The organism is Mesorhizobium sp. P2_E6, assembly GCF_056403835.1.
In genome coordinates this window covers 292,952-317,188 of record NZ_JBFUEQ010000001.1, presented here as the reverse complement: position 1 = coordinate 317,188, position 24,237 = coordinate 292,952, and the positions used below count along the sequence as shown (strand labels likewise).

23 protein-coding genes are annotated in these 24,237 nt (G+C 63.6%); 9 read left to right on the top strand and 14 right to left on the bottom strand.

Annotated features, from left to right (window positions below; translation table 11 throughout):
• Positions 1-82: 82 nt before the first annotated feature.
• The 8 genes from AC1D08_RS01515 (at position 83) to AC1D08_RS01480 (ending at position 8,890) form a co-directional block, all read left to right on the top strand.
• Positions 83-1,393 (top strand): ABC transporter substrate-binding protein, encoded by a 1,311-nt coding sequence (locus AC1D08_RS01515; protein WP_477393067.1) that lies wholly within the window; start codon positions 83-85, stop codon positions 1,391-1,393.
• Between the two features lie 122 nt (positions 1,394-1,515).
• Positions 1,516-2,388, top strand: a complete 873-nt coding sequence (locus AC1D08_RS01510; protein ID WP_457154447.1) for a carbohydrate ABC transporter permease — start codon at positions 1,516-1,518, stop codon at positions 2,386-2,388.
• A gap of 12 nt (positions 2,389-2,400) precedes the next feature.
• Positions 2,401-3,225: a carbohydrate ABC transporter permease gene (locus AC1D08_RS01505; RefSeq protein WP_457154448.1), complete on the top strand. Its 825-nt coding sequence runs from the start codon at positions 2,401-2,403 to the stop codon at positions 3,223-3,225.
• 50 nt (positions 3,226-3,275) lie between these two features.
• On the top strand, positions 3,276-4,274 hold the full coding sequence (locus AC1D08_RS01500; RefSeq protein WP_095083372.1) for an ABC transporter ATP-binding protein: 999 nt from the start codon (positions 3,276-3,278) through the stop codon (positions 4,272-4,274).
• A 2-nt stretch (positions 4,275-4,276) separates the two neighbouring features.
• Entirely contained in the window at positions 4,277-5,047 is a 771-nt protein-coding gene (locus tag AC1D08_RS01495; RefSeq protein WP_457154449.1) for an L-iditol 2-dehydrogenase, read from the top strand.
• 86 nt (positions 5,048-5,133) lie between these two features.
• Positions 5,134-6,612, top strand: a complete 1,479-nt coding sequence (locus AC1D08_RS01490) for a mannitol dehydrogenase family protein (protein ID WP_477422441.1) — start codon at positions 5,134-5,136, stop codon at positions 6,610-6,612.
• A 14-nt stretch (positions 6,613-6,626) separates the two neighbouring features.
• Positions 6,627-7,310: an HAD family hydrolase gene (locus AC1D08_RS01485; RefSeq protein WP_457150825.1), complete on the top strand. Its 684-nt coding sequence runs from the start codon at positions 6,627-6,629 to the stop codon at positions 7,308-7,310.
• Positions 7,304-8,890 (top strand): FGGY-family carbohydrate kinase, encoded by a 1,587-nt coding sequence (locus AC1D08_RS01480; protein WP_457150844.1) that lies wholly within the window; start codon positions 7,304-7,306, stop codon positions 8,888-8,890. Before AC1D08_RS01485 ends, AC1D08_RS01480 begins: the two co-directional genes overlap by 7 nt.
• A 72-nt stretch (positions 8,891-8,962) precedes the next feature.
• Here AC1D08_RS01480 and AC1D08_RS01475 read toward each other — a convergent pair whose 3' ends face one another.
• The 6 genes from AC1D08_RS01475 to AC1D08_RS01450 form a co-directional block, all read right to left on the bottom strand.
• Positions 8,963-10,048, bottom strand: a complete 1,086-nt coding sequence (locus tag AC1D08_RS01475) for an ABC transporter ATP-binding protein (RefSeq protein WP_457150826.1) — start codon at positions 10,046-10,048, stop codon at positions 8,963-8,965.
• Positions 10,049-10,050: 2 nt separating this feature from the next.
• Positions 10,051-11,097 (bottom strand): NAD(P)-dependent alcohol dehydrogenase, encoded by a 1,047-nt coding sequence (locus tag AC1D08_RS01470; protein WP_457150827.1) that lies wholly within the window; start codon positions 11,095-11,097, stop codon positions 10,051-10,053.
• Positions 11,098-11,112: 15 nt separating this feature from the next.
• On the bottom strand, positions 11,113-11,925 hold the full coding sequence (locus tag AC1D08_RS01465; RefSeq protein ID WP_457150828.1) for a carbohydrate ABC transporter permease: 813 nt from the start codon (positions 11,923-11,925) through the stop codon (positions 11,113-11,115).
• On the bottom strand, positions 11,922-12,788 hold the full coding sequence (locus AC1D08_RS01460) for a carbohydrate ABC transporter permease (protein WP_477225017.1): 867 nt from the start codon (positions 12,786-12,788) through the stop codon (positions 11,922-11,924). Before AC1D08_RS01460 ends, AC1D08_RS01465 begins: the two co-directional genes overlap by 4 nt.
• Positions 12,789-12,930: 142 nt before the next feature.
• Positions 12,931-14,202, bottom strand: a complete 1,272-nt coding sequence (locus AC1D08_RS01455; protein WP_457150830.1) for an ABC transporter substrate-binding protein — start codon at positions 14,200-14,202, stop codon at positions 12,931-12,933.
• A 243-nt stretch (positions 14,203-14,445) separates the two neighbouring features.
• Positions 14,446-15,363 carry an AraC family transcriptional regulator gene (locus AC1D08_RS01450; RefSeq protein ID WP_457150831.1) on the bottom strand — a complete coding sequence of 306 codons (918 nt, stop codon included), beginning with the start codon at positions 15,361-15,363 and terminating at the stop codon, positions 14,446-14,448.
• 273 nt (positions 15,364-15,636) lie between these two features.
• On the opposite strand from AC1D08_RS01450, the gene AC1D08_RS01445 reads away from it, so the two are divergent.
• A complete protein-coding gene (locus tag AC1D08_RS01445) occupies positions 15,637-17,040 on the top strand; it encodes an MATE family efflux transporter (RefSeq protein ID WP_457150832.1) in 1,404 nt (467 codons plus the stop codon).
• Between the two features lie 92 nt (positions 17,041-17,132).
• Here the strand turns inward: AC1D08_RS01445 and AC1D08_RS01440 are convergent, their stop codons facing one another.
• The 8 genes from AC1D08_RS01440 to AC1D08_RS01405 form a co-directional block, all read right to left on the bottom strand.
• A complete protein-coding gene (locus AC1D08_RS01440) occupies positions 17,133-17,894 on the bottom strand; it encodes a GNAT family N-acetyltransferase (RefSeq protein WP_477422438.1) in 762 nt (253 codons plus the stop codon).
• Positions 17,807-18,793 carry a methyltransferase gene (locus tag AC1D08_RS01435; protein ID WP_457150834.1) on the bottom strand — a complete coding sequence of 329 codons (987 nt, stop codon included), beginning with the start codon at positions 18,791-18,793 and terminating at the stop codon, positions 17,807-17,809. The genes AC1D08_RS01440 and AC1D08_RS01435 overlap by 88 nt, the downstream gene beginning before the upstream one ends.
• A 95-nt stretch (positions 18,794-18,888) precedes the next feature.
• Positions 18,889-19,692: an ABC transporter permease gene (locus AC1D08_RS01430; RefSeq protein ID WP_095083388.1), complete on the bottom strand. Its 804-nt coding sequence runs from the start codon at positions 19,690-19,692 to the stop codon at positions 18,889-18,891.
• Positions 19,689-20,543 carry an ABC transporter permease gene (locus AC1D08_RS01425; protein WP_457150836.1) on the bottom strand — a complete coding sequence of 285 codons (855 nt, stop codon included), beginning with the start codon at positions 20,541-20,543 and terminating at the stop codon, positions 19,689-19,691. The genes AC1D08_RS01430 and AC1D08_RS01425 overlap by 4 nt, the downstream gene beginning before the upstream one ends.
• Complete coding sequence (locus AC1D08_RS01420; protein ID WP_184873001.1) at positions 20,540-21,577, bottom strand: ABC transporter ATP-binding protein; 1,038 nt, start codon at positions 21,575-21,577, stop codon at positions 20,540-20,542. The genes AC1D08_RS01425 and AC1D08_RS01420 overlap by 4 nt, the downstream gene beginning before the upstream one ends.
• Before the next feature lie 195 nt (positions 21,578-21,772).
• Positions 21,773-22,861 carry an ABC transporter substrate-binding protein gene (locus tag AC1D08_RS01415; protein ID WP_457150837.1) on the bottom strand — a complete coding sequence of 363 codons (1,089 nt, stop codon included), beginning with the start codon at positions 22,859-22,861 and terminating at the stop codon, positions 21,773-21,775.
• A gap of 73 nt (positions 22,862-22,934) precedes the next feature.
• The gene (locus AC1D08_RS01410; protein WP_457150838.1) at positions 22,935-23,579 is read right to left on the bottom strand and encodes an amino acid ABC transporter permease; all 645 of its coding nucleotides are present in this window, start codon (positions 23,577-23,579) and stop codon (positions 22,935-22,937) included.
• Positions 23,576-24,232, bottom strand: coding sequence for an amino acid ABC transporter permease (locus AC1D08_RS01405; RefSeq protein ID WP_457150839.1), 657 nt, complete (start codon positions 24,230-24,232; stop codon positions 23,576-23,578). The genes AC1D08_RS01410 and AC1D08_RS01405 overlap by 4 nt, the downstream gene beginning before the upstream one ends.
• Positions 24,233-24,237: the final 5 nt, after the last annotated feature.

Genomic DNA, 24,237 nt, shown 5'->3' with positions numbered 1-24,237 from the left:
TCCGGCTTGACATAATTGACGTCAGGTGAGTAATTGCTCAAAGCCAAGGCAAATGCTCATCTTGGTTCATGGGAGGAATTTGATGAAACTTCGTACGCTCACCCTGGGCTTGTTGTCGGCCAGCGCTCTTGCCTTCGCCGCACATGCCGAATCCATCACCATCGCCACCGTCAACAATGGCGATATGGTCCGCATGCAAAAGCTGACGGAAGACTTCACCAAGGCTAACCCCGACATCCAGCTCAACTGGGTCACGCTCGAAGAAAATGTGCTGCGCGAGCGTGTGACCACCGACATCGCCACCAAGGGCGGCCAGTATGACGTGATGACGATCGGCACCTATGAAGTTCCGATCTGGGCCAAGCAGAGCTGGCTTCTGCCGCTCGACAAGCTCGGCGACGACTATGACGCCAAGGACATCATCCCGGCCATATCAGGCGGTCTTTCGGTTGATGGCAAGCTCTATGCAGCGCCCTTCTACGGCGAAAGCTCCTTCGTCATGTACCGCAAGGACCTGATGGACAAGGCCGGGCTGAAGATGCCCGACGCGCCGACCTGGGACTTCATCAAGCAGGCCGCCGACAAGATGACCGACCGCGCCAATGGCGTGAACGGCGTCTGCCTGCGCGGCAAGGCCGGTTGGGGCGAGAACATGGCTTTCCTGACCGCCATGTCGAACTCCTTCGGCGCACGCTGGTTCGACGAGAACTGGAAGCCGCAGTTCGACCAGCCCGAATGGAAGAACACCCTGCAGTTCTATGTCGACCTGATGAAGGCCGACGGTCCCGAGGGCGCATCGTCCAACGGCTTCAACGAAAACCTGGCGCTGTTCCAGCAGGGCAAGTGCGGCATGTGGATCGACGCCACGGTCGCCGCATCCTTCGTATCGGACCCGAAGAACTCCACCGTCGCCGACAAGGTCGGTTATGCGCTGGCACCCGACAATGGCCTGGGCAAGCGCGGCAACTGGCTGTGGGCCTGGTCGCTGGCCATTCCCGCCGGCACGCAGAAGGCGGATGCTGCCGAGAAGTTCGTCTCCTGGGCAACCAGCAAGCACTATGCCGAACTGGTCGCCTCGAAGGAAGGCTGGGCCAATGCTCCTCCCGGCACGCGCTCCTCGCTCTACGCCAATGCCGACTACCAGAAGGCGGCTCCGTTCGCCAAGATGACGCTGGACTCGATCAATGCCGCCGACCCGACGCATCCGACCGTCAAGCCGGTGCCCTATGTCGGCGTGCAGTTCGTCGCCATCCCTGAGTTCCAGGGCCTTGGCACCACTGTCGGCCAGCTCTTCTCGGCGGCTCTTGCCGGCCAGTCGAGCGTCGACGACGCCTTGAAGCAGGCCCAGGACGCTGCCACCGCGGCAATGACCGAAGGCGGTTATATCAAGTAGGCTCCTCCCGGTGCCGAATGCCGGTCGCCTCCTTGACCGGCAACGGCCGCCCGAGTCCCAGTTCGGGCGGCCGCCTTTAACGCCTTTTGAAAATTCAGTCTGACCATTGAAGGGTGACCGTCATGGCTACTCAGCAGACCCGTTCGCTTGCCCGTTTCATGATGGCGCCATCTGTCGTGCTCCTGCTGGTCTGGATGGTTGTTCCACTGGCGCTCACGCTGTGGTTCTCCTTCCAGCAGTACAACCCGCTCAACCCGATCCGCGACGGGTTCGTCGGCTTCTCGAACTACGCGCTGTTCTATTCCAACCCGGCATTCCTGCAATCGATCCTCAACACGCTTACGCTGGTGATCAGCGTGCTGTTGATCACGGTGATCGGCGGCATCCTGCTGGCGCTTTTGATCGATCAGCCGATGTGGGGACAAGGCATTGTCCGCATCCTCGTCATCTCGCCGTTCTTCGTCATGCCGCCGGTGGCCGCGTTGGTCTGGAAGAACATGATCATGCACCCGCAATACGGGGTCTTTGCCGACATAGCGCGCTTCTTCGGCGCCCAGCCGATCGACTGGTTCGGGCAACATCCGATGACGGCGATCATCATCATCGTCGCCTGGCAATGGCTGCCCTTTGCGACGCTGATCCTGTTGACCGCGCTGCAGTCGCTCGACGGCGAGCAGAAGGAGGCCGCCGAGATGGACGGCGCCGGCTTCATCAGCCGCTTCATCCATCTGACGCTGCCGCACATGTCGCGCGCCATCACCGTCGTCATCCTGATCCAGACGATCTTCCTTTTGTCGGTCTATGCCGAGATCCTCGTCACCACCAATGGTGGCCCTGGATACGCCTCCACCAACCTGCCCTTCCTCGTCTACCAGAAGGCCTTGCTGGAGTTCAAAATCGGCCAGGCATCCGCCGGCGGCATCATCGCTGTCATTCTCGCCAACATCGTTGCCTTCTTCGCCATGCGCGCCGTCGGCAAGAACCTGGACAAGTAAGGGAGGATTAAGATGGCACGCTCAGTCACCACCCAGCACAAGACAATCGCGACCGTTGCCGCCTGGATCGTCGCGCTGCTGATCTTCTTCCCGATCCTCTACACGATCATCACCTCGTTCAAGTCGGAGCAGGAAGCCATCCAGGGGTTCAACCTGATCCCGTCGGGAACGTTTGAGAGCTACACCGAGGTTCAGGCGCAGAGCGGTTACTTCAAGTTCTTCTTCAACTCGGTGCTGCTCTCGGTCGGCTCGACCATCCTGGCCCTGCTTGTCGCCATTCCGGCGGCATGGTCGATGGCTTTCTCGCCGACCAAGCGGACCAAGGACATCCTGATGTGGATGCTGTCCACTAAGATGATGCCGGCGGTCGCCGTGCTGTTCCCGATCTACCTGATCTTCCGCAACTTCGGGCTGCTCGACAGCCGCATCGGCCTGATGGTCATGCTGATGCTGATCAACCTGCCGATCGTGGTGTGGATGCTCTACACCTACTTCCGCGAAATCCCGGGCGAGATCTTGGAAGCGGCGCGCATGGACGGGGCTTCGCTGTGGAACGAGATCGTCTATGTGCTAACGCCGATGGCAGTGCCGGGCATCGCCTCGACCATGCTGTTGAACATCATCCTGGCCTGGAACGAGGCATTCTGGACGATCCGGCTGACCACCACGGACGCCGCACCCCTGACCGCCTTCATCAGCTCGTTCTCCAGCCCGCAAGGCCTGTTCTGGGCCAAGCTTTCGGCCGCCTCGACGCTGGCCATCGCCCCGATCCTGATCATGGGCTGGTTCAGCCAGAAGCAGCTGGTACGCGGCCTGACATTCGGTGCGGTGAAGTAACAGAAATTGCCTGAAGCAATCCGGCAGAAATAGCCCTCGGGGAGGAAACCATGGGAAACATCACGCTCAAGAACGTCTCCAAGCATTTTGGATCGACGATCATCATCCCCGGCCTCGACCTGGTGATCGAAAATGGCGAGTTCGTCGTCTTCGTCGGCCCGTCGGGTTGCGGCAAGTCCACGCTGCTGCGCTTGATCGCCGGGCTGGAGGACACCAGCGGCGGCACCATCAACATCGATGGCCGCGATGTCACCGGTGAAGCGCCGGCCAAGCGCAAGCTGGCCATGGTGTTCCAGTCCTATGCGCTCTATCCGCACATGACGGTGGCCAAGAACATCGCCTTCCCGCTGAAGATGGCGGGGGAAGACCAAGCGACCATCGACAAGAAGGTGAAGGATGCGGCGCGCGTCTTGAACCTGACCAACTATCTCGAACGCCGGCCCGGCCAGCTCTCCGGCGGCCAGCGCCAGCGCGTCGCCATCGGCCGTGCCATCGTGCGCCAGCCCTCGGCCTTCCTGTTCGACGAACCGCTGTCCAACCTCGATGCGGCGCTCCGCGGCACGATGCGGCTGGAGATCAGCGAGTTGCATCATCAGCTCAAGACGACGATGATCTACGTCACCCACGACCAGGTCGAAGCCATGACCATGGCGGACAAGATCGTCGTGTTGAACGCCGGCAACATCGAGCAGGTCGGCTCGCCGATGGAGCTCTACAAGACGCCGCGCAACCTGTTCGTCGCCGGCTTCATCGGCTCGCCGAAGATGAACCTGATCGAAGGGGCGCCAGCGGCCAAATACAGCGCCAAGACCATCGGCATCCGTCCAGAGCACATGGAGATCTCGACCACGGCGGGCGAATGGAAAGCCATCGTCGGCGTTGCCGAGCATCTCGGCTCCGACACCTTCCTGCATGTCCAGGCCGATGGCGTCGGTCCGCTGACGGTGCGCGCCGACGGCGAACTCGCCGTCCACCACGGCGACACCATCTACCTGACGCCCGACAAGGCCAAGCTGCATCGCTTCGGCGCCGACGGGAAGGCGATGTGAGCATGCGCCTGGCCGGCAAATCCGCGCTGATCACGGGTTCGGCCCGTGGCATCGGCAGAGCCTTCGCCGAAGCCTATGCCGGCGAAGGCGCCACCGTTGCCATTGCCGACATCAATCTCGAGGCTGCGCGGAAGACAGCCGCCGAGATCGGCGGAAAGGCCTATGCGGTCAAGCTCGACGTAACCGACCTCGCCTCCATCGAGGCGGCGGTGAAAACCGTCGAGACGACGACCGGTGGTCTCGACATCCTGATCAACAACGCCGCCCTGTTCGATCTGGCGCCGATCGTCGAGATCACCAAGGCAAGCTACGACAAGCTGTTTTCCGTCAACGTCGCCGGCACGCTGTTCATGCTGCAGGCAGCAAGCCGCTCGATGATCGCGCGGGGCAAGGGCGGCAGGATCATCAACATGGCGAGCCAGGCAGGACGGCGCGGCGAGGCGCTGGTCGGCGTCTATTGCGCCACCAAGGCCGCCGTCATCTCGCTGACCCAATCGGCAGGGCTCGACCTGATCAAGCACGGCATCAACGTCAACGCGATTGCCCCTGGGGTCGTCGACGGCGAGCACTGGGATCACGTCGATTCGCTGTTTGCCAAGTATGAAAACCGGCCGAAGGGCGAGAAGAAGAGGCTGGTTGGCGAGGCGGTGCCGTATGGCCGCATGGGCACGGCGGAGGACCTCACCGGCATGGCGGTCTTTCTCGCCAGCAGCGATGCCGAATACATCGTCGCCCAGACCTACAATGTCGATGGCGGCCAGTGGATGAGTTGAGGGCGGGGGTGGTCTCTGCTCCTCGTCCCTCCGCGGGGAGCAGAGGCCGACAAACGAAGGCCGAAGCCGGCCAAAGGGTAAAACAGATGACCGTGAAACTCTCGTCTTCCAACCTCGCCAAGCTGCCCGCCAAGGTTGCCGGTCCCAAATACGACCGCGCGGCGCTCAAGCCCGGCATCGTCCATTTCGGCGTCGGCAATTTCCACCGCTCGCATCAGGCCGTCTATCTCGACGATTTGTTCAATTCGGGAATCGGCCATGAGTGGGCGCTGGTCGGCGCCGGCGTGTTCGAGGGCGAGAAGATCGGCCGCGGCAAACTGGAGGAGCAGGACTGGCTGACCACCGTGGTCGAACAGGATAGCGGCCATATGAGTGCCCGCGTCACCGGCGTCATGATCGACTTCCTGATGCCGGGCGATGCGGCGGGCATCATCGAACGGCTCGCCGACCCGGCGATCAAGATCGTTTCGCTGACTATCACCGAAGGCGGCTACTTCATCGACCCGGCTTCCGGCGTCTTCAACCCGACCCATCCCGACATCGTCGCCGACGCGCAGCCGGGCGCCACGCCGAAGACGGTGTTCGGCATCATCCTCGCCGGGCTGGTCCGCCGGCGCGATGACGGCGTCGTGCCGTTCACCGTCATGTCCTGCGACAACATTCCCCACAATGGCCACGTCACCTCCGATGGCGTCATCGGCCTTGCCCGGCTAATCGACGAGGATCTGGCAAACTGGGTCAGCGAGCATGTCGCCTTTCCCAATGGCATGGTCGATCGCATCACGCCGGCCACCACGGATCGCGAACGCGGCATCCTGGTCAGCGAGTTCGGGCTGGAGGACAACTGGCCGGTGTTCTGCGAGCCGTTCCGGCAATGGGTGCTGGAAGACCATTTCACCGACGGCCGGCCGCCGCTGGAAAAGGTCGGCGTACAGTTCGTCAAGGACGTCGCGCCCTACGAGCTGATGAAGATCCGCATCCTCAATGGCGGCCATGCCACGATCGCCTATCCGGCCGGACTGATGGACATCCATTTCGTCCATGAGGCAATGCAGGAACCACTGGTCAGCGGCTTTCTGGCCAAGCTCGAACGGGAAGAGATCATTCCGACCGTGCCGCCGGTACCGGACACGGTTCTGGAGGACTATTACCAACTCATCGAGAGCCGCTTTTCCAATCCGAAGATCGGCGACACGGTGCGCCGGCTCTGCCTCGACGGCTCCAACCGCCAGCCCAAATTCATCATCCCGACCATTGCCGACCGGCTGAAGGCCGGCAAAGGCGTCGCCGGCCTGGCGCTGGAATCGGCCCTGTGGTGCCGCTACTGCTTCGGCACGACGGACAGCGGCGCCGTCATCGAGGCCAACGACCCGAGCTGGAACCGGCTGCAGGCGACGGCAAAGGCGGCAAAGGACGCGCCCGCCGCCTGGCTTGCCATGGAGGACATCTACGGCGATGTCGGCCACGCCACGGCGTTTGTCGAGGCCTTTGCCCATGCGCTCAACGTGCTGTGGGCGAACGGCACACGCGCGACGCTGACGCGTTACCTCGCCGGCGCGCTCTGAGACCATTCGGCGCCATGACGCCTGAACTGGTCATCTTCGACTGCGATGGGGTGCTCGTCGACAGCGAGGCGCTCTCAGTCTCTGCGCTGCTTGGCATGATCCGGCTTGCCGGCGGCAGCATCGGCGAGGATGTCGCCTACGAGCATTTCCTCGGCAAGAGCATGAAAAGCGTGCGCGAGATCCTCGGCCGCGAGTTCGGGCTTGAGATCACCGACAGCCAGCTCACCGACATGCGCGTCGAATTGATGCGCAGGTTTCGCGAGGAGCTGAAGCCGATCCCTGGTGTTAAGGAGATACTGCCGAGGCTCGGGCTGCCCTTCTGTGTCGCGTCCTCGGGCACGCTCGACCGCATCCGCTACGCGCTCGACGTCACCGGGTTGCTCGGGCTGATGGAGCCGCATCTGTTCAGCGCCGCTATGGTGACCATGGGAAAGCCGGCGCCGGATCTGTTCCTCCATGCCGCCGCCAGCATGCGGGCCCATCCGCGCAAATGCCTCGTCGTCGAGGACAGCCCGGCCGGCATCGCTGCGGCGCGGGCGGCGGGCATGCGCGTCTTCGCCTTCACCGGCGGCTCGCATGCCGGCAACCCGAGCTTGCAAGCGCGGCTTGCGTCGAGTGAACCGGACTTTATATTCGCTGACATGCTGCAATTGCCCGATCTGATTGCAGGCCTGGGAGCGAGAGTAAGAGCATCTTGAAACAGTTCGTTTGCGCGGTCGATGTCGGCACCGGGAGCGCTCGCGCGGGCATTCTCGACACCAGCGGCACCTTGCTCGGCCGGGCCGAACGGCCGATCGCCATGAACCAGCCGAAGCCCGATCACGCCGAGCATGATTCGCGCGATATCTGGTCGGCCGTCTGCATCGCCGTGCGTGCCGCGCGCGAGAAAGCCGGCGTCGCCGTCGAGGATGTCGTCGGCATCTCCTTCGACGCCACCTGTTCGCTGGTGGTGCGCGACCGGCAAGGCGACCAGCTCAGCGTCTCGGTCACCGGCGACAGGCGTTGGGACACCATTGTCTGGCTCGACCACCGCGCCATCGCCGAGGCCGACGAATGCACGGCCAGCGGCCACGCCGTGCTCGACTATGTCGGCGGCGTCATGTCGCCGGAAATGGCGACACCGAAGCTGATGTGGCTGAAACGGCACCTGCCGAAGATCTGGAATGAAGCCGGCTACCTATTCGACCTGACCGACTTCCTGACCTGGCAGGCGACCGGCTCCCTGGCTCGTTCGCAATGCACGCTGACCGCCAAATGGACCTATCTGGCGCATGAGGAGAATGGTTGGCGCCGCGATTTCTTCGAGCTCGTCGGCCTCGACGATCTTTTCGAGCACGGGAACCTGCCCGAGAGGGCCAGTCCGGTGGGCACCGATATCGGGCCGCTGACGGCGCAAGCGGCGGCGGATCTCGGCCTCACGCAGAAATGCCGGGTCGGCGCCGGCGTCATCGATGCCTATGCCGGTGCGCTTGGCGTGCTCGGCGGGTTTGCCGGCGACGAACAGGACATCGGCCGGCACCTGGCGCTGATCGCCGGCACTTCGAGCTGCGTCATGGCGATGTCGCCCGATCCACAACCCTTCGCCGGGGTCTGGGGTCCCTACTACGGCGCGGCGCTGCCGAAGCTGTGGCTCTCGGAGGGCGGGCAGTCCGCCACCGGCGCCCTGCTCGACCATATCATCCGCTGGCACGGCGCCGGCGGCGAGCCGGACGCCGCCATGCATGCCAAGATCGCCAGGCGCGTCGCCGAGTTGCGTGCAGCCGAAGGCGAGGCGCTCGCCGCACGGCTGCATGTGCTGCCGGACTTCCACGGCAACCGTTCGCCGCTCGCCGATCCGCACGCCGTCGGCGTAGTCAGCGGGCTGACGCTGGACTCCTCCTTCGACAGCCTGTGCAAGCTCTACTGGCGCACCGCTGTCGGCATTGCGCTGGGCGTGCGGCATGTGCTGGAGGCGTTGAACGAAAACGGCTACCTGATCGACACGCTGCATGTCACCGGCGGCCACACCAAGAACCCGCTCTTGATGGAGCTCTATGCCGACGCCACCGGCTGCACGGTGGTCGAGCCGCTGGCCGACGAAGCGGTGCTGCTCGGCACCGGCATGGTCGCCGCCACCGCGGCCGGGATTTTCCCGGACCTCAACGCCGCCTGCCTTGCCATGCAGCAGGGCGGCAGGACGCGTGCGTCGAACCCGAAATCGGCCGGGCGTTTCGACCGCGATTACAGGATTTTCCTGGAGATGCACCGGCAGCGGCAGATGCTGGACGCGATACGGTAGCGCACGTCTCTAAATCAAAGAGATGGAGCATCATGTCGTCCGAAACCGCTTCACACTTTCCGGCATCATGCTCTATTGGCTCAGCAGGGACGCGCCGGACTCGGCATCGAACAGATGAAGGCTCGTTTCGTCAACGGTGTAGCGGACATTGCTGTTGACGGCCGGGCATTCGCGGGTCGGCACCAGCGCGCTGATTTCCTTGCCGCCGGAACCGAAGATCACCAGTGCGTCGTTGCCATGAAACTCGATGAGGTCGGCCGTGCCTTCCAGAAGGTTGCCGGCTTCAGGGCCGGCGGTCTTCAGGTCCGGAGGCCTGATGCCAAGCACTGCGCGCTGGACGCCTTGCAGATCGAAGCGGGAGCCTTCGATGGAAAAGATCGATCCGGCACTCGTCAGCGTCCAGCGGTCTTCCTTTCGTCCGACCGTGACGTCGATGAAATTCATGTTCGGCGTTCCAATGAACCCGGCGACGAACAGATTGCCTGGCCGCTCGTAGATTTCCGCCGGCGAGCCGATCTGCTCGATCCTGCCATCGCGCAGCAGCACGATGCGGTCCGCGAGCGTCATCGCCTCCAACTGGTCGTGGGTGACGTAGACGGTGGTCGTCTTCAACGACTGGTGCAGCCGGGCGATCTCGACGCGCATGTGGTTGCGAAGCTTGGCATCCAGATTGGACAGCGGCTCGTCGAACAGGAAGACCTTCGGCGTCTTGATCATGGCGCGGGCAATCGCCACGCGCTGCTGCTGGCCGCCGGACAGTGCGGACGGCTTGCGGCCGAGATAAGGGTCCAGGCCCAGCGTCTTCGAAACCGCTTCGACGCGCTGTTGTATTTCAGCCATCGGCACCTTCTGGCGCTTCAGGCCGAAGGCGATGTTGTCGAAGATCGTCATATGCGGGTAGAGCGCATAGTTCTGGAACACCATGGCAATGCCGCGATCGCCCGGGTCGAGGTCATTGACCACCTTGCCGCCGATCGAGACCTCGCCGCCGCTGATATCCTCCAGCCCCGCCAGCATGCGCAGCAAGGTCGACTTGCCGCAGCCGGAAGGCCCCAAGAAGACGACGAATTCGTGTTCCTCGATGCTCAGATTGAGGTCGCGGATGACGGTCGTGGCGCCATAGGATTTCTCGACATGGGAGCAGGTAATCGCGGACATGGTCAGGTCTTCTCGTCGGAAATCAGGATCTGCAGCTTGACGTCTTCCGGATGCGCCGCCGCCGCGCGCTCGAAAGCCTCGATGCTCTCGCTGAAAGGGTATGTACCGGTGATCAGCGGATTGAGGTCGACCTTGCCGGATGCGATCAGTTGCAGGGCACGGTCGAAGATGTTGGCGTAGCGGAACACCGTCTCGATCCGCACTTCCTTCGATATGGCCGCCGGCACGTTGAGTGCCACCGGCTCCACCGGCAGCCCGACAAGGACCACCGCGCCGCCGGGACGCACGACATCGAACAGATTGGCGAACGCCTTCGGGCTGCCGCTGGCCTCGAAGACGATGTCCGCCCCCCAATTGTCGGTGACCGCCGCAACCGCATCGACCAGTGACTGCTCGCCGATATTGACCGGCACGATGCCCGCATAACGCGCCGCAATTTCGAGCTTGGGGGCGGAGAAGTCGGAAATCAGCACCTTCGAGCAGCCGCCGGCAAGGGCAGCGAGCGAAATCATGATGCCGATCGGGCCGCAGCCGACGACAACCGCGACGTCGCCGGGAACGATGCGGGCGCGGGCGGCGGCCTGCATGCCGATGGCAAAGGGTTCGACCATCGCCCCTTCGGCGAAGGAGACATTGTCCGGCAGCCTGTAAGTGAACGCGGCGGGATGAACGGCTTGAGGCGCAAGAATGCCGTGAACCGGCGGCGTCGCCCAGAAGCTGACATCCGGGTCGACATTGTAGATGCCGAGTTTTGTCGCGCGTGAGGACAGGTTCGGCACGCCGGGCTCCATGCAGACGCGGTCGCCGACCTTCAGCGTCCTGACATTGGCGCCGATTTCGGTGATCGTTCCGGACGCTTCATGGCCGAGCACCATCGGCGCGCGCACGACGTAACTGCCGATGGCGCCATGGGTGTAATAGTGCACGTCGCTGCCGCAGACACCGACCGTGTGGATGGCGATCCTGACGTCGTCCGGCCCGACGTCGAGCGGCAACGCGATCTCGCGCAGCGCCAGTTCGCCCTTCTTCTCAAGCACCAATGCCCGCATCGTGTCGTCCTCGCTTCAAGTCTTTTTTTGCTGGAAAACGGAATTCAGGAAGCCGCTGAGCACGCCGAGGAACAGCAGCGGCGGCAGCGACAGAAGCACGACCGAGGCGTTGAGGATTCCCCACGGCACGTTCATGCCTTGCTGGGACAACTCGGATGCGACGATCGGCAAGGTCTTGGCGTTCGAGCTGGACAGCATCAGCGCGATCAGGAACTCGTTCCAGACCAGCACGAAGCTGAAGGTGACCGCACCGATCAGCGACCGCGCCGCGACTGGCAGCGCGATCCGCCAGAACACCGAAAAGGCGCCGTAGCCGTCGACGAAGGCGGCTTCCTCGACCTCCTTCGGCACGCTCTGGAAGGCGGGAATGGCCAGCCACATGATCACCGAGATGGTGAGCAGCGAATAGGTGACAATCAGTGCCGCCAGCGTGTCATAGAGCCCTAGCTGCAGCCAGATCACCATCAGCGGTATGGCCACCGCCACCGGCGGCAGGAAGCGCAGCGACAGCACGAAGAACTGGATGTCGCCGGCCCAGCGGTTGGGATAGCGCGCCACCGCATAGGCGGCCGGCAGGCCGAGCACCACGCCGATCAGCACCGCGACGCCACAGGCGATGACCGAGTTGTAGAGGCCGGTCATGACGCTGTCGCGGCCGATGATATAGCTGATGTTGGCAAGTGTCGGCGTGAACACCAGGCGCGGTACGCGGGTGATGATGTCGACATTGTTCTTCAGCGAATTGAGCGCCGTCCAAAGCAGCGGAAACACGGCCATGAAGCCGGCGAATGCCAGGACGGTCTTGCCGATCAGGCGGCCCGGCCTCATGCCTGCACCCGCTTCCACAGCATGGTGAAAGTGATGACGGTGGCAATCATCATCAGCACGGCCATCGCCGAGGCGTAGGACACCTTGCCCGACTCGATGAAGCCTTGCGAAAACGCATACATGTCGAGCGTCTCGGTCGCGACGCCAGGCCCGCCGCGGGTCATCACATAGATCAGGTCGAAGGAACGCAGCGATTCGATCATCTTGACGAACATCAGGCTGACCAGCGGCGCCTTCAGCATGGGCAAGGTGACATAGGCGTGGATCTGCCAGCGCCTGGCGTGGTCGAGCCGCGCCGCCTCGATCGGCTGCGGCGGCAGCGTTTCCAACAGCTTCAGCACGATGACGGCGAAGAACAGGCCCCATTGCCAGACATCGACCGAGGCGACGGCGAACAGCGCCGTCGACGGCTTGGACAGCGGGTCGAAGATCAGCCCGCCGGTCAGCAGCCGATAGGGGTAGGTGGCGATGCCGTAGAGCGGGTGGTAGGCGAACTTCCAGACGAAGGCCGCCGAGACGCGCGGCAGCAAAACCGGAATGATGAACAGCAGGCAGTAGATGTTGCGCAGGCGCGGCGACGCGACCTCGAACATCAGCACCCCCAGTCCGATGGCCACGGCCATCGTCGCCGCAACGGTGACGATCTCCCACTTCACCGACACCCAGACGGCGTTGAGAAAGCGGCGGTCGAAGAACAGGTCGTAGAAATTCGAAAGCCAGACATAGGAATAGGTCGTGGAACTCAGCTCGCGGTTCTGCAGGGCGATGACGATCGCGTAGAGCGTCGGTACCATCGACAGGATCAAAAGGATGACGAGCGTCGGCACGAGGAAGGCGACCGGCAAGGATGAGCGTCGAGGCATTGGTCAGGCCTCGCTGTATTCGAACATGGCTGGATCCTCGCGTGGAGATGCTTCAGGCGGCGCCAGAGCAGGCCTTCCCGCGACGCACAGGTCCCGGCATTCGACCGAATGCCGTGGGCCGTGCGCCGCCAGAGGGAGGCTGCTACTTCTTCGCCAATTCGTTGGCGTAGGCTTCAAGTTCGTTGAGGCCGCCCTTGATGTCGGTGCGGGTGCCGGTGACCAGTTCCTCGAGGATGATGCCCCAGCGGTCGCCGAGGTCCGGCCAGCGCGGATCCTGCCAGAAGTTGACCGCCGTGACCTTGCCCGTCTCGGCCAGAGCCTGGCCAAGGTCGGCGCCGTAGATATCAGCGAATTCCTTGCTGGACAGGATGCTGGTGCGGTTCAGCTCGCCGAACTGGTGGGCGTCGAGCCGGCGCTTCTCGTTCTCCTTCGACGTCGCCCAGGCGATGAACAGGCCGGCGCATTTCTTCGAAGCGTCGTCGGCATTGGCCTTCGCCGCAATGGCGAGGCCATGGCCGTAGCCACCACCGGTGAGCGGCGCCGGCGGCGGCAGGAAGCCGATCTTGCCGACCACCTGCGAGGTCTTGGGATCGACCGACATGCCCGACAGCGGTGTCGATTCGACGAGGATCGCCACCTGGCCCGACAGGAACGCACCGGTCGATTCATCCCAGCTGCCGGTCTGCGTGCCGGGCGCCGAATCCTTGAACAGCTTCAGATAGGTCTCGGTCGCCTTGACGGCGGCGTCCGAATTGAAGACAGGCTTGTTGCCGTCGAACCACTGGCCGCCATAGGCCTTGAAGAAGGGCATCCAGCGCCAGACATTGGCGCCCGAACCGCGCGCGCCGCGCAAGGCGATGCCATACATGCCCTTGTCCGGATTGGTCAGCTTCGGCACGTCGGCGATCAGCTCGTCCAGCGTCTTCGGTGGCTGGATTCCGGCCGCCTCAAGGACATCCTTGCGGTAGACCATCAGGTCGCCACCGCCGGTCAGTGGCGCAAACCAGACCTTGCCGTCATAGGTCGCGACCTTCTGCCGGCCCGGGTCGAAATCGGCGTAGTCATAGTCCGCCGGATAGTAATCGGTGAGCGGCACGATCCATTTCGACGACGCAAACAGGGCGACGTTGGCCTCGTCGACATAGTAGACGTTGTAGTTGCCGACGGTGGACGCATCGGCGCGCGATTTCGCCCGGCGGTCGTTCTCGTTCAAATAGTCGATCTGGAAGCCGGCGCCGGCAAGCTTCTGGAACTCGTCCTTGGAGTCCTCCAGAAGCGTCAGGCCGTCGCGCGGCTGCGCCAGCACCTTGACCGGCGCCGAGCAGACCGGCGCCTGCGCCAGGGCAATGGTGGAAACGGCAGTGGAAAGCATAAAAGCTGCGCCAAGGCTGGCAGCGAGCCTAACTGGTTTCATTGATCTTTTCTCCTCCAGGAACACTTCGCAGGACGCGCAAGTCCTCGGGTCACGCGATCCTCACCATCGCCCGAACGACATGCCACCCATCGCCAAAATGCGGAGTTGCGGCGGGCCACGCTAGAAGCCCCGTTGCAACGGACCTGTACTTTTATGCATTGTGCAGCGCAAAAACTGGCGTCCGCTTGGGGAGCCCGTCACATGAGTATCGATCGAGGCCGGGGTAGGATTTTCAGGAACCGCTTATGCGCGCATCGTCAGCCGCTGCCGCGACAGCCGCCGATAGGACGACGGCGTCATCCGATGCTTGCGCATGAAGGCGCGGTTGAAGTTCGAGATGTTCATGTAGCCGACCTGGAAGCAGATGTCGGTGATCGCGATGTCGGTGTCCGCCAAAAGCTTGCAAGCCTGCCAGAGCCTGAGCTTGGCAAGGTGGTCGCTGAAACTGTTGCCGGTGTTTTTCTGGAAGAAGCGCGAGAATGTGCTCTCGGTCATTCCGGCGAGTTCCGCCACTTCCGGCAGCTTCAGATCTTCGGCGAAATGCTGGAACAGATAGGTCAGCGTGCGCTGGATGATGTCCAGCGAGGCGGCATCGAGAACCGGCGAGAAATCCGGTGACGACAACAATTCGTATTCGTCGGTCCGGGCGAGAAGATCGACCAGGCACAGGAAAAGGCAGAACCTGCTTAGCCCGCTAACCTCGCCCATCCGCTCCATCAGTTCGGCGCCTTCGCGTGCCGTCTGGCCGTGAAAGACCATCCCGCGCAGCGATCGCTCCAGGAACGGTTCCAGTTCGCGCAGTTCCGGCAGCAGGCCCACCGACCCGCGCAGCCTCTGCGCATCGAATTGCAGGACGATGTCGCGGCCTTCGATCAGTTCGCCCGGCTGCGTGGCGGTGACCCAGTCGTGTGGCAGTCCACCACCGACGATGGTGAGATAGCCTGGCCCGAACTCGCCGATGTGATCGCCGACCAGCACCACGCCGGAGGATTTTCGCAGCAGGTGGATCTCGTACTCCGGATGGAAGTTCCAGACGTTGCGTTCCCATGGGTAGTCGTCGAGCCGCCACAGGAAACTGTCGCTCGCTTCGGTGACGATGTGCTCGAAGGACGGCGCCGTCCGCGGGATAGCAGCCGTGTTTTTTCTGCGCCTGAACTGCATCCTGCCTCCTGGAAAATCCGGGATCTGTCGTCGCACCTCGTCGTCCAGGCAATCCGTAGCAGCCCGTTGCCGGCGTGTGAAATGCGCTTCGGCGGCACGCAACAATCGGTCCGGGCGTTCCGCTGGCTCAATCTGTTCCGGCCCCTCCTCTCTTGCCTTCATGTCGCGTTTCGTCCAAAAGCTGACGCAAACGCTGCGAAACCGAAGGTTTTGCCGTTTGAAATGCGGCTTCCGGCTCCTTGCCGACGCGCCGTACCTGGAAAGAGCGGAACAATGTCTGCGATCGAAGCCGGCGCTCACGCGCCGGAAAATCTTTGGCGTCAGGAAATCAGGGCGACGCTGGCGCTCGCCTGGCCGATGGTGCTGACCAATCTCGGCCAGACCGCCATGACGGCCACCGACGTCATGATGATGGGTCGCCTGGGGGCGGACACGCTGGCCAGCGGCGCGCTTGGCGCCAACCTCTATTTCATGCCGCTGATCTTCGGGCTCGGCCTGATGCTGGCGACGTCGCCGATGATTGCCACCGAGCTTGGCCGCCGCCGCCATTCGGTGCGCGACCTGCGCCGCACGGTGCGCCAGGGCCTGTGGCTGGCGATCCTGATCTCGATCCCGATCTGGCTGGTGCTTTGGCACGGCGAGGCCATTCTGCTGGCAATGGGCCAGGAACCCGCGCTGGCGCATCAGGCCGGCATCTATCTGCGCTGGCTCGAATGGGCGGTGCTGCCTTTCTACGGCTATATCGTGCTGCGCTCGTTCATCTCGGCGCTGGAGCGGCCGGGCTGGGCGCTGATCATCGTCTTCGTCGCCGTCGCCTGCAACGCCCTCTTCAACTGGGTGTTCATGTTCGGCAATCTCGGCGTGCCATCGATGGGCATTGCCGGCTCAGGGCTTGCGACCACGCTGTCCAGCACGCTTATGTTCATCGGCATGGCAGTGGTGGTGATGCTGGAGAAGAAGTTCCGGCGCTACCGTCTGTTCGGGCGCTTCTGGCGGTCCGACTGGCCGCGCTTCAAGGGGCTGTTGCGGCTCGGCATGCCGATTGCCGGTATCCTGGCCTTCGAGGTGACCATCTTCAACGCCGCGGCGCTGCTGATGGGCCTGATCGACGCCGATTCATTAGCCGCGCACGCAATCGCCATCCAGATCGCCTCGATCAGCTTCATGGTGCCGCTCGGCCTCAACCAGGCGGTGACGGTGCGCGTTGGCCTGGCGCATGGCGCCGGCAATCCGGAAGGGGTTTCCCGCGCCGGCTGGACGGCCTTTGTCATCGGCGTTTCGTTCATGGCGCTGATGGGGCTGGTGATGATCCTGTGGCCGCATCTGCTGATCAGCGCCTTCATCGATCTCGCCAACCCGGCCAATGCCAGGGTGATCGCGCTTGCCGTGTCGTTCCTGGTCTTTGCAGCGCTGTTCCAGATCTTCGACGGCGCGCAGGCAGTTGCCGCCGGCATGCTGCGCGGCCTGCATGACACCAAGGTGCCGATGATCTACGCCGCGATCGGCTATTGGGGCATCGGCCTGCCGCTCGGCGTGCTGCTCGCCTTCCATTTCGGCCTCCATGGCGTCGGCATCTGGATCGGCCTGTCGTCGGGGCTGGCCGTGGTGGCGGCGCTGCTGCTGGCGCGCTGGCTGCGGCGGGACCGCCTGGCGCCGCCATTGGTGTTTGGGCATTGAGCCAAGGCCTAACATCGTGGCTCGTCAAACGACGGCCTGCGAAACGACGTTAAGCGCCATGAGCCGACTTTGGCACCGAGGCGACGAATGCATTAGCAGTCCGGCATCGCGTTGCTCGCCAACAGTGACGATCCGATGTCTCCGTCGAGCGCAAAACGCTCGCAGCGCTCGCCGTCGGACTCATCGATGAAGCTCTCGATATGTTTGAAGCCGAGCTTCGCCAATATCCGCAGCGACGCGAAATTGCGCGCCGCCGCCTCGGCCGTTACCCGTTCAAGCGCCAGAGTTTCAAAGGCGTAGCGGAGGACTTCGCGCGCTGCCTCGCTGCCCAATCCGTGCCCCCAATGCGCACGCGCCAGCACAAATCCCAATGCCGCTGCCTTGGCGTCGGTTGCGCCGAAGGACAGGGTTATCGTCCCGATCGCGTTCGATACCCCTGCCTGGTCTATGGACCACTTGATCGCCTTGCCGTCAGCGAACCGCTGACGCGAACGGGCGAGCCATCGTTCGCCTGCGCTTTTGTCGTCGGGAACGGGATCGCCGGCAAGGGAGGCGGATTCGACATCCGTCGCGCGCGCAAACCATGCCGGGATATCCCGTTCGCTCGGCGCCCGAAGCACGAGCCTTGGTGTCGAGAGCCTGGGAAATCGGACAGCTTCCATGGGGGCATTTTCGACGTGAGGCGGCGCCGATGCAACGGCCGGGCATACTGCCGTGTGCTCATGGGCGCCTGCCCACGCGTCCGAAACCAGGCATCCGGCAACAATCAGCCCGCAAGGCGCGCACGAAACAAGGTGCAGCCGTCCGTCAGGCGCGACCTTGAGATATCGCGGAATCCAGCCTCCGTCATCCACGCCCGATACTGACCTTCAGTGTACGATTCGCCGTTGCGATAGAGGTTCAGGAAGGTGAGATTCAGAAAGACACCCTCACGCGGGCCGAGGCGGTCGTCATCGACGACACCCCACCCCGCAATTGCGATCTCGCCGCCCGGTGTGAGGCAACGCGCCGCGTTCAGGATCGAACTGCGCGCCTGGTCCGGCGGCAGGACCTGGACGACGGCCTTCAGGATCGCCAGATCGTGCCGACCGACCGATGGCGCGACAGTTATGTCCCCTTCTTCGACGACCACGTCTTCGGCACCATATTCCGACAGGATATCCGGCGCGACCGCTGCGACCGTTGGGAGTTCCATCAGCGTTGCCGCAATCTGCGGCCACCGCTCGCGAAGTCCGACGAGAATGGTCCCTGGGCCCCCACCGATGTCAATCACCGAACCGATCGCCGAGAGGTCCATCTCCTGGGCCAGAAGTCGGCCGAAAATCACCGCCCCCGGTGCGAGCATGCGGCTGAAGGCCGCCGCTTCCTCGGACCCTGCTTCGGAAAAATCGTGCAGCGCAGCCGGCCGGTTCTGTCGCAGCGACTCTGCGGTAAGCAGATCGGCTCCCCAGAGCTCGCGCAGGAGCGCATGATCGCCGACGCGATAGGTCGGCTTGGACGCGTCGAGGAAGGCCGACGCTTCGGCTCCGTTGCGAAATTGGCCATCCTCGACTTCGAGGAAACCAATGCTGGCGAGTGCGTAGAGGAGCCGCGACAGGCGATTGGGCTCGACTTTGAGCGCGGCCCCAAGGCTGTCCGCAGTCAGCGCGCTGTCGCCGAGCCGGGTGAAGATGCCAAGGTCCAGCCCGGCTCGAAGCGCCAAGGCGGGGGGCACCGCTTTGATCATCTTGTCGATCCGATCAGAATCCACCATGTCGCATCCCCTTCCGCGATCCAGGACCGGCTAAGATTAGAACTCCGTTCTCCCGAAAGTGAAGACAAAATGATCATTTCGAGCGACAGGTCCGGTCAGTTGCCCTCGGAGGACATCGCGCCGAGCAGCCTGCGGATGTCTCCGAACTTGGCGATCGCCCCGAACACCAGGGCTGCCACCGCGACGAAGAACACCGACACCGACGCCATGGTCGGCGTGTAGCCGTAGCGCAGCGCGTTGAAGATCTTGATCGGCAGCGTCTCGGTGGTGAACCCGATCGTCATGTAGGCGACGATGTATTCGTTGAGCGACAGCACGAAGGCGAAGGCGTAGCCGGAGACGAGGTAGGGCAGGATCAGCGGCAGCACCACCGTCTTCAGCACCGTGCGGTCGTCGGCACCCATGGTCGCGGCGGCCTCGACCAGCGAGCGGTCGATCGACGCAAAACCCAGCGACAGCGTCACCAGCGGCAGCGTGACGAAGAAAATGGCGTGGCTGATGATGGCGGTGAAGAACTGGCCGAACAGCCCGACCGTCGCCCAGAAGGTGAGGAAGCCGAGCGCGGTGATGACCGGCGGCAGGATGAAAGGCGCAAGCCCGAGCACCTGAAAAATGTTTGCCCAGGGTGCGATGCGCCGCCACAGGAACCAGGCAAGCGGCAGCGCGATAGCGACCGCGATCGCCGCCGAGCAGACGGCGAGCGTCACCGAATGGATCAGCGCCAGCCGCCATTCCGGATCGGCGAAGATCTGACCATACCAGGCGAGCGAGAAGCCTTTCGGCGGGAAGGTCAGTTCCTGCCGCGCGTTGACCGAGACGCCGGCGACGACGATCAGCGGCGCGGCCAGGAACAGGGCCACGATGGTGAAATAGAGCCGGCGAAGGAAGGTGGCGGTCATAGTGCGTTCTCCCTGCGGCCGACGAGCAGCGTCAGCCCGACCAGCGCCAGCGAGATCAGCACCAGGAAGACCGCCATGGCGGCTGCGAACGGCATGTTGGACTGGTAGATCGCCTGGTCGGTGATCAGCACCGACAGCGTCCAGTGGCGTGGCCGGCCGAGGATCTGCGGCAGCAGGTAGGAGCCGAGCGCGAAGACGAAGACCATGATCAGCGTCGCCACGATGGTGTTGCGCAGCGCCGGGGTGACGACGTTGAAGAAAGCTTTGACCGGCGAGGCGCCAAGCGTGCGGGCGGCCTCGAGCAGCGTCGGGTCGAGGCGGACCAGGGCCGGATAGAGCACCAGTATGGTGTAGGGCAGCGCCTGGTAGATCATGCCGGCCAGCACCGCGCCGAAGGTCGGCAGCAGCGCCACCGGCTTGTCCATCAGCCCGAGCGCGACGAAGAGGTTGGTGATGCCGGCGGTCTGCGAAAACAGCGTCGACCAGGCAAAGCCGATGATGACTTCCGACAGCGACAGCACCGACAACAGCCCGACCAGCCACAGCGTCTGCACGCGGCGCGAGCGCTTGGTCAGCAGATAGGTGAACGGAAAGGCGATCGAGACGCAGCAGACGGCGACCAGCACCGCCAGCATCAGCGAAAAGCCGAGCACGCCGGCGAAGAAGGTGGTCAGGAACCGCGCATAGTTGTCGATGACGAAATCGGGCGTGTAGAAACCGGCCGGATTGCGCTTGAAGAAGCTGACCGCGATCATCGTCGAAAACGGCACGACGAAGAACACCACGAGCATTAGCCCGGGAAACAGCAGCGGCGTATAGTCGGCGAATGATTTCGGCGCTTCGCGTCTCATGAGCCGAGCACCACGCAGCTCTCGGGCGGCAGCGTGACGCCGACCTTGGCGCCGACCGAGACGTTGGGCCTTTCGCGCGGCGTCGCCACCGCGATGATGCTGGTGCTGCCAACCTCGACGAAGGTTTCGATGGTGCCGCCGAGATCGCGCACGAAGGTCACCTGGCCGGTGATGGCGCGGCCGCCGGGTTCGCCCAGATGCACGTCTTCGGGACGGATCGACACCGAGGCCTTGGTGACGCCGGCCGGCATGGCGAGGCCCGGAATGGCGGTGCCGAGGATGGTGGTGCGTCCGGCGCTGTCGACCTCGGCCGGCAGAAGGTTGGTGATGCCGATGAAATCGGCGACGAAGGCGTCGGCCGGCTTGCGGTAGATCTCGATCGGCGGTGCCGCCTGCAGGATCCTGCCGTGGCCCATGACCACGACCAGGTCGGCCATGGTCATCGCCTCGCGCTGGTCGTGAGTGACGACGATGGTGGTGATGCCCAGCCGTTGCTGCAACTGGCGCAGTTCCACCTGCATGGCCTCGCGCAGTTTGGCGTCGAGCGCCGAAAGCGGCTCGTCGAGCAGGAACAGCTTTGGCGACAGTGCCAGCGCACGGGCGATTGCCACGCGCTGGCGCTGGCCGCCCGAAAGCTTCGCCACCGGCCGGTCGGCAAAGCCGGGCAGATGGATCAGCGTCAGCAATTCGTCGACGCGCTTCTTCTGCTCTTCCTTCGAGGCGCCGCGGATGCGCAGCGCGTAGGCGATGTTGTCGCCGACCGAAAGATGCGGAAACAGCGCCAGCGACTGGAACACCATGCCGAGATTGCGCTTGTGGGTCGGCAGCGGCGTGATGTCCTCGCCGTCGAGCACGATGGCGCCGCTGGTCGGCTCCTCCAGCCCGGCGATCATGCGCAGCAGCGTGGTCTTGCCGCAGCCGGATGGTCCAAGCAGGCAGACGAAGGTGCCGTGCGGCACGTTGAGCCGAACATTGTCGACCGCGATGAAATTGCCGAAGGCCTTGGTGATGGCGTTGATATCAAGTCCGGACATGGCTGATCCTGTTAACCGGAGGATATGGGATGGTTCCTCGCCGCCTCGTTTTCGCGGCGGCCTCTCCTCGGCCGCAAGAGGAGAGGCGCCGCGATTTCGGCGCGTAGCATATCCTCTCCCATCGCAATGGGAGAGGTGGTTCGCGAAGCGACCCGTCATGAGGAGCGCTTCGATGTCGGGCGAGCTGTTTTCGGCTTAGCCGACGATCAGCTCGGTCCACTTCTGGTTGATCCAGTCGGCCTTGGACGTATAGAGGTCGTAGCGCGGAATGATCGGCTCGATATCCGACGACACCGATGCGAACTCGGCCGGCGTCAGGTCGAGCACCTCCTTCTTCAGCGTCGGCGTGGTGCCGACCTTGCGCGACATCACGCCCTGCATCGACGGCTGGCTCATATAGTCGATGAAGGCATGCGCCTCGTCGACCTTGGTCGAAGCGCGCGACAGCACCCAATTGCCGGAGTCCTGGATGCCGCCCTCCTTCGGGAAGGTGGTGCGGACATGGAAGCCGTCGGCGATCGCGAGGCCGGTGACGTCGTGATAATACTGGCCCATCGGGATTTCGCCCGACTTCAGCGCCTGCTCGAACTGCGCTTCGTCGCGATACCAGAGGCGCACATTCGGCTTGACCTCGGCGAGCTTCTCGAACGCCTTGTTCAACCCTTCCTCGGTGTCGAGGGCATTGGTGCCGCCCATGAAGGTCTTGGCCGTCACTTCGAGCAGGAACGAGTTGGAGGCGAGCGCCAGCAGGCCGAGCTTGTCCTCGTTCGCCTTGTCCCAGAATGCCGCCCAGGAGGTCGGCGCCTCCTTGTAGACATCGGTGTTGGAGACCAGCGTGATCCACCAGGCCACCGCACCGATGCCGGCAACGCGGCCATCCGGATATTTGTTGATGAAGCGCGGCAACAGGTCGCCGTAATGCTTGAACTTCGAGGTGTCGAGCGGCGTCCACAGTTCGGTCGACTGGCCCTTGAGCGTCGAGGTCTGCGACATCATCGAAAGATCGGCCGGCGCCTGGCCCGCCTTGGCCGCCTGTTCGAGCTGCACCAGCCACGCCTCGCCGGTCGGCTCGGCAACCGATTCTACCGCGATGCCGGTGGCCTTGGTGAAGTCGGGGAAGACGTGCTCGTCGAAGGATTTCTTGAAGTAGCCGCCATAGACGCCGACCTTGAGCGACTTGTCCTGCGCCCGCAGGATCGACGGCATGGCGAGCACGCCGGCCGTCGCCAGGCCAGCGCCAAGCACGCTGCGCCGGCTGACTTGTGTTGCGATCAATCTGTTCATCTGGTCTCTCCTCTGTTTGTGCCGGATCTCCGGCTGGTTCCCTTGAATCCGTTGCCCGCCGTCTTCTTGCGGCTCAGTGGGCGGCGCGTCGTTCGAGCGAACGCGCGTATTGCGTCAGTGGAAAACACATGACGAAAAAGATCAGCGCCACCAGCCCGTAGACCTTGAAGGGTTCGAAGGTCGCATTGTTGATGGCGTTGGAGGTCCGCACCAGCTCCTCGAAGCCGATGATCGAGGTGAGCGCCGTCGACTTGATGAGCTGCACCAGAAACCCGACCGTCGGCGCGCGGGTGATCGAAAACGCCTGCGGCAGGATGATCAGCCTCAGCTCCTGCAGATAGTGCAGGCCAAGGCTGGCGCCGGCATCCCACTGGCCACGCGGCAGCGCGTCGACGCCGCTGCGCCAGATCTCGGCCAGATAGGCACTGGCAAAAAAGGTCAGGCCGAGCACCGCCGCCGTCCACGGCTCGATGCGCAGGCCTAGCATCGGCAGACCGAAGAACATCAGGAACAGCTGCATCAACAGCGGCGTCCCCTGGAACAGCGCTATATAGCCGGAGGCAATGCGCCGGCTCCATTTGTTCTTGGCGATCCTGAAGAACAGCACGACCATGCCGACAACGCCGCCGCCCACGAAGGCGGCCAGTGACAGCAGCACCGTCCAGCGGGCGGCGAGCAAAAGGTTGCGCACGATGTCCCAGAAGGTGAATTCGATCATGACACGCCAGCCCCCAGGACGCGGCGTCCGCCCGTGACCAACAGCCGGCGCAAGGCCATCGACAGGACGAGATAAACCAGCGTCACGACAAGATAGGTCTCGAAGGACCGGAACGTGCGTGCCTGCAGCATGTCGGCCTCGTAGGTAAGCTCGCGCACCGCGATCTGCGACACCACGGCGGACTCCAGCATCATGATGACGATCTGGCTGGTCAGCGCCGGATAGATCACCTTGAGCGCCTGTGGCAGCACGATCTTGATGAACACCTGGCGTGGCCTCAAGCCCAGCGCAAGGGCTGCTTCGGTCTGTCCGGGCGGCACGGCGTCAAGTCCGGCGCCGACAATCTCGATCGTATAGGCCGCCATGTTGAGCGTCATCGCCAGGATGGCGGCCAGCACCGGATCGAGCCTGATACCGAGACTGGGCAGCCCGAAGAAGATGAAGAACAGCTGCACCAGGAACGGCGTGTTGCGCATCACCTCGACATAGGCGGCAATCGCCCGCTTGAGCAGCACGGGGCCGTTTCGCCGTCCCGCGGCACCCAGGATACTGAGGAACGTCCCCGCCAGCGTGGTCACGGCGATCAACAGGATCGTCGTGACCGCTCCGCGCGCGATGTCACCCGCAGCCCCTGGAAGCCAGGCAAAGGCCACCGGAC

Coding starts and splice junctions, on each gene's coding strand:
- AC1D08_RS01515 (WP_477393067.1), top strand. CDS start 83: ATGAAACTTCGTACGCTCACCCTGGGCTTGTTGTCGGCCAGCGCTCTT.
- AC1D08_RS01510 (WP_457154447.1), top strand. CDS start 1,516: ATGGCTACTCAGCAGACCCGTTCGCTTGCCCGTTTCATGATGGCGCCA.
- AC1D08_RS01505 (WP_457154448.1), top strand. CDS start 2,401: ATGGCACGCTCAGTCACCACCCAGCACAAGACAATCGCGACCGTTGCC.
- AC1D08_RS01500 (WP_095083372.1), top strand. CDS start 3,276: ATGGGAAACATCACGCTCAAGAACGTCTCCAAGCATTTTGGATCGACG.
- AC1D08_RS01495 (WP_457154449.1), top strand. CDS start 4,277: ATGCGCCTGGCCGGCAAATCCGCGCTGATCACGGGTTCGGCCCGTGGC.
- AC1D08_RS01490 (WP_477422441.1), top strand. CDS start 5,134: ATGACCGTGAAACTCTCGTCTTCCAACCTCGCCAAGCTGCCCGCCAAG.
- AC1D08_RS01485 (WP_457150825.1), top strand. CDS start 6,627: ATGACGCCTGAACTGGTCATCTTCGACTGCGATGGGGTGCTCGTCGAC.
- AC1D08_RS01475 (WP_457150826.1), bottom strand. CDS start 10,048: ATGTCCGCGATTACCTGCTCCCATGTCGAGAAATCCTATGGCGCCACG.
- AC1D08_RS01470 (WP_457150827.1), bottom strand. CDS start 11,097: ATGCGGGCATTGGTGCTTGAGAAGAAGGGCGAACTGGCGCTGCGCGAG.
- AC1D08_RS01465 (WP_457150828.1), bottom strand. CDS start 11,925: ATGAGGCCGGGCCGCCTGATCGGCAAGACCGTCCTGGCATTCGCCGGC.
- AC1D08_RS01460 (WP_477225017.1), bottom strand. CDS start 12,788: ATGCCTCGACGCTCATCCTTGCCGGTCGCCTTCCTCGTGCCGACGCTC.
- AC1D08_RS01455 (WP_457150830.1), bottom strand. CDS start 14,202: ATGAAACCAGTTAGGCTCGCTGCCAGCCTTGGCGCAGCTTTTATGCTT.
- AC1D08_RS01450 (WP_457150831.1), bottom strand. CDS start 15,363: ATGCAGTTCAGGCGCAGAAAAAACACGGCTGCTATCCCGCGGACGGCG.
- AC1D08_RS01445 (WP_457150832.1), top strand. CDS start 15,637: ATGTCTGCGATCGAAGCCGGCGCTCACGCGCCGGAAAATCTTTGGCGT.
- AC1D08_RS01435 (WP_457150834.1), bottom strand. CDS start 18,793: ATGGTGGATTCTGATCGGATCGACAAGATGATCAAAGCGGTGCCCCCC.
- AC1D08_RS01430 (WP_095083388.1), bottom strand. CDS start 19,692: ATGACCGCCACCTTCCTTCGCCGGCTCTATTTCACCATCGTGGCCCTG.
- AC1D08_RS01425 (WP_457150836.1), bottom strand. CDS start 20,543: ATGAGACGCGAAGCGCCGAAATCATTCGCCGACTATACGCCGCTGCTG.
- AC1D08_RS01420 (WP_184873001.1), bottom strand. CDS start 21,577: ATGTCCGGACTTGATATCAACGCCATCACCAAGGCCTTCGGCAATTTC.
- AC1D08_RS01415 (WP_457150837.1), bottom strand. CDS start 22,861: ATGAACAGATTGATCGCAACACAAGTCAGCCGGCGCAGCGTGCTTGGC.
- AC1D08_RS01410 (WP_457150838.1), bottom strand. CDS start 23,579: ATGATCGAATTCACCTTCTGGGACATCGTGCGCAACCTTTTGCTCGCC.